General features: G+C 51.5%; 2 protein-coding genes. Both read right to left on the reverse strand.

Annotation, left to right across the window (positions count from 1 at the left end):
* Positions 1 to 134: 134 nt before the first annotated feature.
* Positions 135 to 11,858, reverse strand: coding sequence for a non-ribosomal peptide synthetase (locus XDD1_RS08835; RefSeq protein ID WP_045970449.1), 11,724 nt, complete (start codon positions 11,856 to 11,858; stop codon positions 135 to 137).
* Between the two features lie 3 nt (positions 11,859 to 11,861).
* Entirely contained in the window at positions 11,862 to 16,355 is a 4,494-nt protein-coding gene (locus XDD1_RS18420; RefSeq protein WP_408068293.1) for an amino acid adenylation domain-containing protein, read from the reverse strand.
* Positions 16,356 to 16,406 lie beyond the last annotated feature (51 nt).

Below are 16,406 nucleotides of genomic sequence, written 5' to 3' on the forward strand. Positions count from 1 at the left end.
TGAAACTGATCGTTTGCAACAGGTCATTTGAAACCGATCCGTGCCTGACAAATTCCGGCGCTATACCGAGCGTTACTGGTTTTCGTGCTTCCCTTACTCCTCGCCGGGCGAGGAGTAAGGGAGTGAGCAATTTTTTAATGATTATCCTTAATTGACAAGGTATTCATTATTTCTGTACTGATAAGGGGAACAGCGGTAATAATATTTTCATGATAACAATCATCAATCATCTTAATGACCAAGGGATTGACTGCCCATGGCGAAATATTATTATCCGGTATTTTAGCTATCAATTGACTCATCGCAAATCCAACGCCCTCTTTATGATGTGGGCTGGCTTGCCCCGCTTTAAATAAGGTGATGTTAGTATGTGATAATTTTCCGCTTAAATGACAGTTTGCTATTCCAGATTCAAACGGTATTGCGGCCAATACTTTATTAATATAAGTTTCACTTGCGCCCATTTCCTGCAATTTCCTGACGACTTGACTATAGGCACTTGATATATCCAGTTTACTCCTGAGTGCTTTTATCTCGTCAGTATTAATGACCGTATCCAATAAAAACAACTGAATCTCTTTGGCACCAAGTTGTTCTAATTGAAAAGCAATTTCCATTGCTAATTGCCCTCCCAGTGACCAGCCTAAAAGACGAATCGGTTTATCAATGGCCGTTTCGGTTAAGATCAACCTCATGTAGATCTGGGCTATTTGTTGTAATGAATCAATTTGATTATCGGTGCAAAGATTATAATTATCGATGCCGATGCAGTTATACCTATCGGATAAAGCATTTGCCAGAGGCTCATATACCTCACTGCCACAATTGACGGCATGAATCATAAACAGTTTATGGGATGCAGTTGATGCCGGCGTTAAGAAATTAAGTAAATTATATTTATCACCACCGGCTTCCAGCCATTGGGATAATAAGGAAATACATTTGTAGCTAAATAAAATAGTTAAAGGAATATCAATATCTATTTCATTACGCATTACTGTGGTCAATTTAATCGCTATCAGGGAGTTACCTCCAATGCGGAAGAAATTATCTTCAATACCGACCCGTTCCAGCCCTAACACGTCCTGCCAAATAGTACATAACTGAGTTTCCAGCGCATTGCGGGGCGCAATATAGTTGTCACGGTTTTCCCATACCGGCTCCGGCAGGGCGCGGCGGTCGAGCTTGCCGTTGAGGGTCAGGGGAACGGCATCAATAGGGGTAAAACTGGCGGGGATCATATAGTCCGGCAGGCGGGAAGATAAATATCGCACCAAAGTATCATCGGACAGTGCGCTGTCTGTGACCAGATAGGCGGCCAGTACCCGATTCCCTTGGTGTTCCCGGTCAATCACCACCGCCTGTTTGACCTGAGGATGCGTGGTCAGCGCGCTTTCGATTTCCCCCGGTTCAATGCGGTAGCCGCGGATTTTGACCTGAAAGTCATTGCGCCCCAGATATTCCAGCTCCCCGTCCGGCCGCCAGCGGACTAAATCGCCGGTTTTATACAGGCGGGTATAACCTTTGGCTTTATCTTCATCACTGGCAAATGGGTTCGTGACAAAACGTTCAGCCGTCAGTTCAGGCCGGTTGAGATAGCCCCGTGCCACGCCGGCACCGCCGATATATAACTCGCTTGGTGCGCCGATAGGGGACAGGTTGCCCTGTTTGTCAAGGACATACAGACGGGCATTATTTATCGCCTTACCAATATTGGTGGCAATATCCCCACGTTGATAGTGTTTCTCTGTGGCACACACGGTAATTTCGGTTGGGCCGTAAGAGTTCAATACCTCGCTGTGCTGACTGAAATAATCAAGAAAATCCAGGGAGGGGGATTCACCCGCGGTCACCAGCAATTGCAGGGAGGGTAACTCAGTGCCAATTAATAGCTTCAATATGGCCGGCGGTAAGGCAGCGATTTCAATCCCTTCGCGCTGGATCAGTTGTGCCACCGCCGGAGCGTTGCGTTCTGCTTCACTGCACAGGTAACCTGTCAGGCCATTGAGTAAACTGGGGAATAATTCAAAAACCGAACCATCAAAGACATAAGCGGCAAACAGTAAGGCTTTCTTTCGGTTTGTCACATCAAACCGTGTTGCCAGTGCCGCCACCAGATGAGTCACATTTCTATGCTCAATCATCACGCCCTTGGGCTGGCCGGTGGTGCCTGAGGTGTAGATGATATAGGCCAAGTCGGTGGGTTTATTGGCCGGTGACGGATTTTCCACCGGCTGATTTTTGGTGATGGCGGGGTTATCCGCGGCTAGCAATATCGGCGGTTCAGCAAGCGCTTGGGCGTACTCCGTCAGTGTGGTGAGATGCCGCTGTTGGGTGACCACACACGGTGCGGCGGTGTCAGCCAGCATAAACTGCACGCGCTCCGGTGGATATTCGGGTGAAATCGGCACATAGGCGCCGCCGGCTTTGAGTACCGCCAGCATACTGATCACCATCTCCAGACTGCGGTCAAGGTAAAGGGCGATCGGCGTATTGGCTTGCAGGGAATATTGGCGGATAACGGCGGCCAACTGATTCGCCCGTTGGTTTAACTGCCGGTAGGTCAGCGTCTCGCCTTCAAATACCAGCGCCACCTTATCCGGTGTCCTTTCGGTCTGTGCCTCAAACAGTTGCGGCAAGGTTTTGTCTTGTGGATAGGGAGCATCGGTCTGGTTCCAGTCATGCAGCAGGGTATGGCGTTCTTCGGCGGACAGGCTGTCAATGTCGGACAGGGATTGTTGCTGATCGGCCACCAAGGCGGCCAGCACCCGTTGATAGAGGCCGGCCAGCCGCGCGATGGTGGCCTCACTAAACAGGCTGACTGCGTAATTCAGGCAACCGCTAATACGGGCTTGCCCGTCGGACAGAAACAGGCTCAGGTCAAATTTAGCCGGGCTGTACAGCGATTCATCCAGTGTCACCGGCCGGAAGGGCAGTTTGCCTATCGAGGACAGGTTCTCCCCGAAACTTTGCAAACCGAACATCACCTGAAAAATCGGGTGACGGGCGGTATCCCGCTCAATATCCAAAGCCTCCACCAGTTGTTCAAACGGCATATCCTGATGTGCCTTGGCGTCGGCCACCAACTGATGGATCTGTTTAATCAGGACGGTGACGCTGGCGGTCTGCTTAAATTTCGCCCGCAAAACCAGAGAGTTAACAAACATGCCGATCAGGGACTGGGTTTGGGCATGGTGGCGGTTATCGGTCGGGGTGCCCAGTACAATATCGTTTTGGCCGGACAGTTTTGCCAGCGTGACATAAAAGCCACTGAGCAATACCGTATACAGGGTGGTTTCCTGCGTTTTTGCCAGTGCTCGTAGCTGGCCAGATAACTCGGTGTTCAGGGTAAAATTGACATCCCGCCCCGCGTAGCTCACTTGAGCGGGTCTGGGATAATCAGTGGGTAAGGCCAGCGATTCGTAATCGGCCAAAGTTTGTTGCCAATAGGCAAGCTGGCGCTCACGCACGTCGCCCTGCAAATAATCCCGCTGCCAGGCGGCATAGTCACCGTAGGTGATATCCAGCGCAGGCAGTTGGCTGTCCCGGCCTTCGGACAAGGCGGCGTAAATCTCGGCCAGTTCATTGATAAAGAGATCAATCGACCAGCCGTCAATGGCGATATGGTGCCACAATAGTAATAAATAGTGCTTATCCGCCAGCGCATAGTGACACAGGCGCAGGCTGGGTTCGGCAGCCAGACTAAACGGGGTGGTGACCTCAACATGTATTGCATTTAAGAGCGTGTTGATATCTTCACAGCAAGGGGATGACTTGATAACCAAAGCCCTGTCCAGTACCTGTTGGTAGCGTTGCCCTTCATCATTGCTGAGATAGACCATTTTCAGCACCGCATGGCGTTCGGCCAGTTGATTAATGGCGGTTTCCAATAATGGCAGGCAGGTATCGCTATCCAACTGAACCAGATAGGGCACATGGTAGGCATCGGTGCCCTGTTCAAACTGCTCGATAAACAGCATCCGCTCTTGGGCAAATGACAGGGGATAGCGATCCCATGCAAGGTGAGGGATAACTGTACCGGTGTGTTCCTTGTGCGCCGCCAGCGCGGCGATGGTTTTCGACTCAAACAGTTGCGTCAGTGACACTTCCATTGCCAGCGTCTGGCGAATGGCTGCTGTCAGCTTAATGGCGGTCAGGGAGTTGCCGCCCATACGGAAGAAATTATCTGCAATACCGACGCGCTCCAGCCCCAACACCTCCTGCCAGATGGCACATAACCGGGTTTCCAGCGCATTACGCGGCGCGACATAACTGTCCCGGTTTTCCCATACCGGTACCGGCAGGGCGCGGCGGTCTAGCTTGCCGTTAAGGGTTAACGGGATGGCGTCAATACGGGTAAAACCGGCGGGCAGCATATAGTCCGGCAGACGGGCAGAAAGGTGTGCAAGCAAGGTATCATCCGACACGGTTCCGTCCATAACCAGATAGGCGGCCAGTACCTGATTGCCCTGGTGCTCCCGGTCAATCACCACCGCCTGTCTGACCTGTGGATGTGAGGTCAGCGCGCTTTCGATTTCCCCCAATTCAATGCGGTAGCCGCGGATTTTAACCTGAAAATCATTGCGCCCCAGATATTCCAGCTCCCCGTCCGGTAACCGGCGCACCAAATCGCCGGTTTTGTACAATTTGGTATAACCCTTGGTTTTGTCTTCGTCACTGGCAAAGGGATTTTCGACAAAACGTTCGGCCGTCAGTTCAGGCCGGTTGAGATAGCCCCGTGCCACACCGGCACCGCCGATATATAACTCGCCTGCTGCCCCGATTGGAGACGGGTTGCCCTGTTCATCCAGAACATACAACCGAACATTATTGATTGCCCGGCCAATATTGCCGGCAATATCGCCGTGTTGATAGTGTTTTCCGGCCGCACACACGGTAATTTCGGTCGGGCCATACGCATTCACCACATCACTGTGCCGGCTGAAATAATCCAGAAAATCCAGGGAAGGCGATTCACCCGCCGTCACCAATAATTGCAGCGAGGGAAGTTCCGTGCCAACTAATAATTTCAGCAACACCGGCGGTAAGGTGGCGATTTCAATTTCTTCACGCTGAATGAGTTGCGCCACCGCCAAAGCGTCGCTGCGTTCAGCGTCACTGCACAGGTAACCCGTCAGGCCGTGCAATAAACTGAGAAACAGTTCGGAAACCGAGGCATCAAAAACATAAGCGGCAAACAGTAAGGCTTTATTTTTCTTTGTGATATCAAACAGTTCAGCCTGTGCCGCCACCAGATGGGTAACATTTCTGTGTTCAACCATCACACCCTTGGGCTGGCCGGTGGTGCCAGAGGTGTAGATGATATAGGCCAAGTCGGTGGGTTTATTGGCCGGTGCCGGATTTTCCACCGGCTGGTTTGCGGTGATGGTTGGGTCATCCGCCGCAATCAGTGCCGGCGGTTCAGCAAGCGCTTGGGTGTATTCCGTCAGTAGCGAAAGATGCCGCTGTTGGGTTACTACACAAGGCGCGGCGGTGTCAGCCAGCATAAACTGCACGCGCTCCGGGGGATATGTCGGTGAAATTGGCACATAGGCACCGCCGGCTTTCAGCACGGCCAGCATACTGATCACCATTTCCAGACTGCGGTCAAGGTACAAGGCGACTGGCGTATTGGCTTGCAGGGAATATTGGCGGATAACGGCGGCCAATTGATTCGCTTGTTGATTTAACTGTCGATAGGTCAGGGTTTCGCCCTCAAATACCAGTGCCACCTTATCCGGTGTCTTTTCTGCCTGCGCCTCAAACCGTTGCGGCAAGGTTTTGTCCTGCGGATAGGGGGCATCGGTCTGGTTCCAGCCATGCAGCAGGGTATGACGTTCTGCTTCACTGAGAAACTGAATGGATGTATGCGGTTGGTGGGGATTATCAGTCACGGCATGCAGAATACGCGCAAGCTGGTGAAGCAAGCGTTGTGCCTGTTGATCGGCCAGCCAGTCTTCACCATACCCCAATTTGATAGTCAGGCGGTTATCCTGCTCATAGGCCATCAGCGATAAGGGATAATCGGTTTTTTCGATGGCACGGCGGAATATCAGGGTATGTTCAATACCGTCCTCGTTTTCACTGACCTCCGGGACGGGGTAGTTTTCAAACACAAACAGACTGTGGAATAACCGTTCCCCGTCGGCTTGCAGGCCGGCCAGCGACACGGCACTGTGGCTGTTAAGGGCGGCGATAGATTTCTGGATAGCGTGTAACACCTTAACCACACTGTCGGTTTTGTTCCACTGCACCAGCAACGGCAGGGTATTGATATACAAGCCGACGCTGGATTCAATCCCTTCCACCGGCACATCACGGCCGGAGACGGTGGTGCCGACAATCGTTTGCTTATCCCCGGTGTAACTGTGCAGTAATTTATGCCAGGCAAATTGCAATACCACATTGAGCGTCACGCCTTGTTCATGGCACATTTTCTTAAGCTGTTGATAAGCGCTTTCTTGGACGGTAATTGCTTGCCCGGCGGGCTTTTCAACCATTCTTATCTGCGTTAAATCAACGCGATGAGTTAACAGAGGCGCAAGATCATTGGCGCCCTGAAATTGGGCTTTGCGCTCTGTCCAATACTCCTCAGATTCTGCTTTGTGCGCCAGATAATATTGCAGGGTTGCCAGATAGGCGGTATCTGCCACTATCTGGGGGCGGTTTCCCTGCGTGAGTTCGTTGTAATATTTATGCACATCTTGCAATAAGATCGGATGACTCCAGCCGTCAGTAATCGTGTGGTGTTGCGTGATCAGTACCGTTAGCAGTTGTTCATGTTGTTTAATTAAGGTGAAACGGATTAAACCGGGCTGGCTTAAATCAAAGGGCAGGGTACGGTCATGCTGCTGGATGGCATCAATCGCCTGATTGCGCGCGTGTTCGGGCAATTGGCTGATATCGTTGATCTGGAAATTATCCGCCCGGATACTGGCACCCGTTGTGACAATCTGTAAAATTTCCCCTTCCCAATCAAAGGCCGTTCTCAGGATCGGATAACGCAGTGAAGCCAGCGCCCAGGCTTGCTGGTAGGCGGCAAGATCAATAGGCGCGTGATAATCCAGCAGCAGTTGCACACGGTAGGCATCATCCTGGGGTTGAGCCAGATGATGATAAATAAATCCTTGCTGCAAACTGGTGGCCGGGTACAGGGCTTCTATCGGATAGTGTTGCTGTAAACGTTTTAAGCGTGCAATGGAAACGGCTTTAAATTCATAATCACTGGGGGTCTTCACGCCACCTAATTGCGCCTGTTGCTGGCCGGCAGTGATAACCGTCTTGAGTGCCTGTTCAAAGGCGGTGATAAATATTTGCGTTTGAGTTTGTGATAAGCGCGAACTGACACTAAATTGCAGCCGACCGGCTTGGATCAAGCCATTAATATTGAGCAGCAAATGACTCAGGTTATCGTCTGCCACGACATCTCCGCAGTCATCGCTGATCAGTGAGCCATTTTGCCCGGTTTCTTCGCCCAACTGACCGAGGTAGTTGAAGCTAATGGCCGGCAAATCTCCTGCTAAATAACCTGCCTGACGTAGCGCCCCATAACCAATGCCTTTGTTCGGCACGGCGCGCAACCTCTCTTTGGTGTGAATAATCGTCTCCGCAATATCGTCCTGCATAACCAGACGTACCGGATAGAGAGTGGTAAACCAGCCGACGGTTTCGGCGACATCCAGCGTATTGTCGATGGCTTCCCGTCCGTGGCCTTCAAGCAGAATGTGGTTAACCGGATGTGAGAAAACAGCCTGTAATGCCAGAGTAAGGGCACTGAGCAGTAAGTCGTTAATTTCGGTGTGGTAACCGGCATTGGCTTCCCGCAGCAGAATATCGGTCAATTCAGCGGAAATGCCTAACCGATGTTGACTGATTTCATCCACAGCGGAGTGAGTCTGGCTCTCCGCCATCACTTGCTGCCAATAGGAAACTTCCTGTTGATGGTGTTGTGCATAATGCTGGACGGCATTGACCCATTGCCGGTAACTACTGGTTTTCGCCGGCAGGGTTTCGCCCTGCAATAATCTGCGCATATCTTCCGCAATAATTCGCCACGATACCACGTCGATAATCAGGTGGTGAAAGGCGAAGAATAGTCGGGCGCTGCCGTCGGTATATCCGGTCAGGTGAGCGGCTTGCCATAAGGGGCCGTTACAGTAATCAAAGCCACTTTGCCACTGGGTCAGTTGTTGGTGTAATTCCGTTTCTGTGCATTCACTAATGTGACAGTGCCGCAATGCCGGCAACCAAGACGGCATTGCCGGCGGATAGCACTGACGGTAGCCGTTTTCGGTAGCGATAAAATGGGCGCGTAACATATCATGCCGCTCGGTCAGGGCGATCAGGGCTGACGCAATATCTGCCTGTTTGCTGTCGCCGGGAAGTTGCAGCATAAAGGCCTGATTCCAGTGGTGCGGACTCGGTAAATGCCAGTTGAAAAAATCGTGCTGGATCGGTAATAAACCAAATTCCCCGCTGAGTAATCCCTGCTCTGCCACTACGGTGACTGCGGCGGAAGTTTGTGTCAGCAGTTGCGCCAGCCGCGCCACCGTAGGTGCTTCAAAGATCGCTTTGACTTGCAGGGAGAAACCCGCTTGCCGCAATTTGGAAACCAGTTTGATACTGACAATCGAATCGCCACCGATACGGAAGAAATTATCCTCAATACCGATCTGCCCTAATCCCAAAACCTCTTGCCAGAGCGTACACAATCGGGTTTCCAGCTCCGTGCGCGGTGCGATAAAACGATCTCGGTTTTTCCATACGGGATCGGGCAACGCATGGCGATCGAGCTTGCCGTTGGTGGTCAGGGGAACAGCATCAATACGGGTAAAGCTGGCGGGCAGCATATAGTCCGGCAGGCGTGCGGCAAGATGCTTAATCAGGATTTCATCGGACAGTGCGCCATCGGTAACCAAATACGCGGCCAGCACCTGATTGCCTTGCTGCTCACGGTCAATCACTATTGCCTGTTTCACCTGCGGGTGAGAAGACAGGGCGGTTTCAATTTCCGCCAGTTCAATGCGGTAACCGCGGATTTTGACCTGAAAATCATTGCGCCCCAGATATTCCAGCTCCCCGTCCGGCCGCCAGCGGACTAAATCGCCGGTTTTATACAATTTGGTATAACCCTTGATTTTGTCTTCGTCACTGGCAAAAGGATTTGCCACAAAACGCTCGGCCGTCAGTTCAGGCCGGTTGAGATAGCCCCGTGCGACGCCGGCACCGCCGATATAGAGTTCGCCTGCTGCCCCGATTGGAGGCGGGTTGCCATATTCATCCAGAACATATAAACGAACATTATTTATCGCCCGGCCAATATTGCCGGCAATATCGCCGTGTTGATAGTGTTTTCCGGTCGCGCACACGGTAATTTCGGTCGGGCCATACGCATTCACCACATCACTGTGCCGGCTAAAATAATCCAGAAAATCCAAAGAAGGTGATTCACCCGCGGTCACCAATAATTGCAATGAGGGTAATTCCGTGCCAACCAAGACTTTCAGCATGGCCGGCGGTAAGGTGGCGATTTCAATTTCTTCACGCTGAATGAGTTGCGCCACCGCAAAAGCGTCACTACGCGCTGTTTCACTGCAAATATAACCCGTCAGGCCATGCAATAAGCTGAGAAACAGTTCAGAAACCGAAGCATCAAAGACATAAGCAGCAAACAGTAAGGCTTTCTTTTTCTTTGTGATATCAAACAGTGTTGCCTGTGCCGCCACCAGATGGGTAACATTTCTGTGTTCAACCATCACGCCCTTGGGCTGGCCGGTGGTGCCAGAGGTGTAGATGATATAGGCCAAGTCGGTGGGTTTATTGGTCGGTGCCGGATTTTCCACCGACTGGTTTGCGGTAATTGTCGTATCATCTGCTGCAATCAGTGCCGGCGGTTCAGCCAGTGCTTGGGTATATTCCGTCAGTAGCGAAAGATGCCGCTGTTGAGTCACCACACAGGGCGCGGCGGTGTCAGCCAGCATAAACTGCACGCGCTCCGGTGGGTATGTCGGTGAAATCGGCACATAGGCGCCGCCGGCTTTTAGCACCGCCAGAATACTGATTACCATCTCCAGACTGCGGTCAAGATACAGGGCGATTGGCGTATTGGCTTGCAGGGAATATTGGCGGATAACGGCGGCCAATTGGTTTGCCCGTTGATTTAGCTGCCGGTAGGTCAGGGTTTCCCCCTCAAATACCAGTGCCACCTTATCCGGCGTCTTTTCGGCCTGAGCCTCAAACCGTTGCGGCAAGGTTTTATCCTGTGGATAGGGGGCATCGGTCTGGTTCCAGTTATGCAGCAGAGTATAGTGTTCTTCTTCACTCAAGAACTGAATGGATGTATGCGGCTGGTGGGGATCATTAGCCACAACATGCAGAATACGTTCAAGCTGGCAAAGCAAGCGCTGTGCCTGTTTATCGGTCATCCAGTCTTCACCATAACCCAATTTGACGATAAGAGCGTTATCTTGCTCATAGGCTTTCAGTGACAGTGGATAATCCACTTTTTCGATGGCCTGACGGAGTGTCAGGGTATTCTCAATACCGTCCTCGTTTTCGTTCACCACAAGATCAGGATAGTTTTCAAAAACAAACAGACTATGGAATAACCGTTCCCCGTCGGATTGCAGGCTGGCCAGTGAGATCGCACTGTGGCTGTTAAGATCGGCGATCGCTTTTTGTATCTCTTGTAACACGCTGATAATACGGCTTGCTTTGCTCCACTGCACCATCAACGGCAAGGTATTGATATACAGGCCGACACTGGATTCAACCCCTTCTACCGGGACATCGCGGCCGGAGACAGTGGTGCCGACAATCGTTTGTTCATCCCCGGTATAGCTGTGCAGGAGTTTATGCCAGGCAAATTGCAATACCACATTCAGGGTAACCCCTTGCATGCGGCACAGGTTCTTAAGTTGCCCATAAGTATCGCCCTGCACGGTAAGCGTTTGTTCGGCCGGCTTTGCAACGGTTTTTATCTGCGTTAAGTCAATGTGATGCGTTAACAGGGCAGCCAGATCGTTGGCGTTTTGGAATTGGGTTTTGCGCTTTGCCCAATATTTTTCTGATTCAGCCTTATGATCCAGATAGTATTGCTGGGTGGCCAGATAAGCCTGCTCCACCACAACCAGAGGAGTTCGTCCGCGTATCAATTGATTGTAATATTCATGCACAGTCTGTAATAAAATCGGCTGACTCCAGCCGTCGGCAATGCAGTGATGCTGGGTGATCAACACGGTAACCCGCTTTTCCCCCTGCTTGATAAAAGTGAAGCGGATTAATCCGGGCTGGCTTAAATCAAAAGGCAGGGTGCGGTCATGTTGTTGGATCGTTTCAATTGCTTGGCGGCGTTTTTCTTCGGGTAACTGACGGATATCTTCGGTCGTAAAGTTTGCTGAACGGATACTGGCACCCGTTGTGACAATCTGCAAGATTTCGCCTTCCCAATCAAAGGCCGTTCTGAGGATCGGATAACGCCGCGAGGCCAGTGACCAGGCCTGTTGATAGGCGGCAAAGTCAATAGGGGTGTGATAATCCAACAATAGCTGCATACGATAGGCATCATCTTGTGGCTGGGTCAGATGATGATAAATAAAACCCTGTTGCAGACTGGTGGCAGGAAATATCGCTTCAATTTTGTTTTCGGCCTGATTGTCACTAAAAGTAAAATCTTTGAAATCTTTTTCGGAGAAGATATTCTTTTTGTTTAAGAAATCTAATAAGTTTTCCCTTCTTTTTTTAACTTTATCAATCAGTTGAACCGGGGGCGTTTCCCCTGCAAACGCCAGCTTTAATTTATCTTCACAGACCCAGACTGATACATGGTTTTTCTTGAGTTCTTTAAATAGCATTAACATTTTTTACACGTCCAAAATGGTTTTCTTTTCTGGATAGGAGGGTGAATCTTCATGATCCACATGACCAAAACGATGAGTAAGCTGGTTTAGCTGCTCAATGGAAACGCCTTGAATTCCGTAATCACTGGGGGTTTTAATGCCGCCCTGTTGGGCCTGTTTTTGGCCGGCAATAATGACGCTATTGAGTGCTTGCTCAAAGGCGCTGATAAAGGCTTCTGTCTGAGGTTGTGGCAAGCGGGAGTCCACACTAAATTGCAGTTTCCCGGCCTGAACGGCGCCATTAATCGCCAGCAGTAAATGGCTACTATTCTCGCTGGCGATCACTGTGCCGCAACCATCGCTGGTCAGTGACCAATTTTGCTTTTGGTGACTGATTCCCCCTAACTGACCAAGGTAGTTGAAGCTGATGGCCGGCAAATCTCCGGTCAGGTAGCCGGCCTGATGTAAGGCACTGTAACCAATGCCTTTATTAGGCACAGCACGCAGCATCTCTTTGGTGTGAATAATGGTTGCTGCAATATCGGCCTGCATTTCCAACCGAACGGGGTAGAGTGTCGTAAACCAGCCGACGGTTTCGGCGATATCCAGTGTGCTATCGATGGTTTCCCGTCCATGTCCTTCCAGAACGATATCGTTTACTGTCCGGGAGAACGTTGCCTGTAATGCCAGTGTCAGTGCACTGAGTAGTAAATCGTTAATTTCAGTGTGGTAACCGGTATTGGCTTCATGCAGCAGGATGTCCGTTATCTCAGCAGAAATGCCGGACAGGTGATGCGTGATTTTATCCAACGCGGAATTGATATCGTTGCCTGCCACCACCTGTTGCCAGTAGGACACTTCATCTTGATGCTGTTGTGCATAATGGTGAACAGCCGCTACCCACTGCCGGTAACTACTGGTTTTCGCGGGCAAGGGCATGCCTTGTAGCAATAAACGCATATCTTCCGTAATGATCCGCCAGGACACGGCGTCAATGATCAGATGGTGGAATGCGAAGAATAATCGGGCGCTGCCGTCGGCGTATCCGGCCAGGTGAGCGGCCTGCCATAAGGGGCCGTTACAGTAATCAAAGCCACTTTGCCATTGGGTGAGTTGTTGGTGTAATTCTGTCTCCGTAAATTCACCGATATCACACTGCCGTAATACCGGCAACCAAGACGGCATTGCCGGCGGATAGCACTGACGGTAACCGTTTTCGGTAGCGATGAAATGGGCGCGTAGCATATCGTGCCGTTCGGTCAGTATGATCAGCGCCTGTTCAATCTCTGCGGGATTGATATTACCGGGAAGCTGGATCATAAAAGCCTGATTCCAGTGGTGTGGATTTGGCAGGTTGAGGTTAAAGAATCTTTGCTGGACAGGTAATAAATCAAATTCCCCGCTGAGTAATCCCTGCTCTGCCACCACGGTGGCCGCGGCGGAAGTTTGTGTCAGCCATTGCGCCAGCCGTGCTATCGTGGGAGCGTCAAAGATCGCTTTGACTTGCAGGGAGAAACCCGCCTGCCGTAGTTTGGAAACCAGTTTGATACTGATAATGGAGTCACCACCAATACGGAAGAAATTATCTTCAATGCCGATCCGTTCCAGCCCTAACACGTCCTGCCAAATAGCACATAACTGGGTTTCCAGCGCATTGCGGGGCGCAATATAGTTGTCACGGTTTTCCCATACCGGCTCCGGCAGGGCGCGGCGGTCGAGCTTGCCGTTGAGGGTCAGGGGGACGGCATCAATTGGGGTAAAACTGGCGGGGATCATATAGTCCGGCAGGCGGGAAGATAAATATCGCACCAAAGTATCATCGGACAGTGCGCTGTCTGTGACCAGATAGGCGGCCAGTACCCGATTCCCTTGGTGTTCCCGGTCAATCACCACCGCTTGTTTGACCTGAGGATGCGTGGTCAGCGCAGTTTCAATTTCTCCCGGTTCAATGCGGTAACCACGGATTTTGACCTGAAAATCATTGCGCCCCAGATATTCCAGCTCCCCGTCCAGCCGCCAGCGGACTAAATCGCCGGTTTTATACAGGCGGGTATAACCTTTGGCTTTATCTTCATCACTGGCAAACGGGTTCGTGACAAAACGTTCAGCCGTCAGTTCAGGCCGGTTGAGATAGCCCCGCGCCACGCCGGCACCGCCGATATAAAGTTCACCCGTTGCCCCGACAGGGGACGGATTACCGTAACCATCAAGAACGTAAAGGCGAACATTATTTATCGCCCTGCCAATATTGCTCGCGATATCGCCATGTTGATAGCGCTTTCCGGTTGCACACACGGTAATTTCGGTCGGGCCGTACGCATTCACTACATCACTGTGCTGACTGAAATAATCCAGAAAATCCAAAGAAGGAGATTCACCCGCCGTCACCAGCAATTGCAGGGAGGATAACTCAGTGCCAACCAATACTTTCAGCAAGGCCGGCGGTAAAGTGGCGATTTCAATCCCTTCGCGCTGGATCAGTTGCGCTACCGCAAAAGCGTTACTACGCGCTGTTTCGCTGCAAATATAACCCGTCAGGCCATGCAATAAACTGAGAAACAGTTCGGAAACCGAGGCATCAAAGACATAAGCGGCAAACAGTAAGCTTTTCTTTTTCTTTGTGATATCAAACAGTGCGGCCTGTGCCGCCACCAAATGAGTCACATTTCTATGCTCAATCATCACGCCCTTGGGCTGGCCGGTGGTGCCTGAGGTATAGATAATATAGGCCAGATCAGCCGGTTTATTGATTGATACCGGATTCTCCACCGGCTGATTTGCGGTGATGGCGGGGTTATCCGCGACTAGCAATATCGGCGGTTCAGCAAGCGCTTGGGCGCACTCTGTCAGTGTGGTGAGATGCCGCTGTTGGGTGACCACACACGGTGCGGCGGTGTCAGCCAGCATAAACTGCACGCGCTCCGGTGGATATTCGGGTGAAATCGGCACATAGGCGCCGCCGGCTTTGAGTACCGCCAGCATACTGATCACCATCTCCAGACTGCGGTCAAGGTAAAGGGCGATCGGCGTATTGGCTTGCAGGGAATATTGGCGGATAACGGCGGCCAACTGATTCGCCCGTTGGTTTAACTGCCGGTAGGTCAGCGTCTCGCCTTCAAATACCAGCGCCACCTTATCCGGTGTCCTTTCGGTCTGTGCCTCAAACAGTTGCGGCAAGGTTTTGTCTTGTGGATAGGGAGCATCGGTCTGGTTCCAGTCATGCAGCAGGGTATGGCGTTCTTCGGCGGACAGGCTGTCAATGTCGGACAGGGATTGTTGCTGATCGGCCACCAAGGCGGCCAGCACCCGTTGATAGAGGCCGGCCAGCCGCGCGATGGTGGCCTCACTAAACAGGCTGACTGCGTAATTCAGGCAACCGCTAATACGGGCTTGCCCGTCGGACAGAAACAGGCTCAGGTCAAATTTAGCCGGGCTGTACAGCGATTCATCCAGTGTCACCGGCTGGAAGGGCAGTTTGCCTATCGAGGACAGGTTCTCCCCGAAACTTTGCAAACCAAACATCACCTGAAAAATCGGGTGACGGGCGGTATCCCGTTCAATGTCCAAGGCTTCCACCAGTTGTTCAAACGGCATATCCTGATGTGCCTTGGCGTCGGCCACCAACTGATGGATCTGTTTAATCAGGACGGTGACGCTGGCGGTCTGCTTAAATTTCGCCCGCAAAACCAGAGAGTTAACAAACATGCCGATCAGGGACTGGGTTTGGGCATGGTGGCGGTTATCGGTCGGGGTGCCCAGTACAATATCGTTTTGGCCGGACAGTTTTGCCAGCGTGACATAAAAGCCACTGAGCAATACCGTATACAGGGTGGTTTCCTGCGTTTTTGCCAGTGCTCGTAGCTGGCCAGATAACTCGGTGTTCAGGGTAAAATTGACATCCCGCCCCGCGTAGCTCACTTGAGCGGGTCTGGGATAATCAGTGGGTAAGGCCAGCGATTCGTAATCGGCCAAAGTTTGTTGCCAATAGGCAAGCTGGCGCTCACGCACGTCGCCCTGCAAATAATCCCGCTGCCAGGCGGCATAGTCACCGTAGGTGATATCCAGCGCAGGCAGTTGGCTGTCCCGGCCTTCGGACAAGGCGGCGTAAATCTCGGCCAGTTCATTGATAAAGAGATCAATCGACCAGCCGTCAATGGCGATATGGTGCCACAATAGTAATAAATAGTGCTTATCCGCCAGCGCATAGTGACACAGGCGCAGGCTGGGTTCGGCAGCCAGACTAAACGGGGTGGTGACCTCAACATGTATTGCATTTAAGAGCGTGTTGATATCTTCACAGCAAGGGGATGACTTGATAACCAAAGCCCTGTCCAGTACCTGTTGGTAGCGTTGCCCTTCATCATTGCTGAGATAGACCATTTTCAGCACCGCATGGCGTTCGGCCAGTTGATTAATGGCGGTTTCCAATAATGGCAGGCAGGTATCGCTATCCAACTGAACCAGATAGGGCACATGGTAGGCATCGGTGCCCTGTTCAAACTGCTCGATAAACAGCATCCGCTCTTGGGCAAATGACAGGGGATAGCGATCCCATGCAAGGTGAGGGAT

It is taken from the genome of Xenorhabdus doucetiae (assembly GCF_000968195.1).
GTDB lineage: Bacteria > Pseudomonadota > Gammaproteobacteria > Enterobacterales > Enterobacteriaceae > Xenorhabdus > Xenorhabdus doucetiae.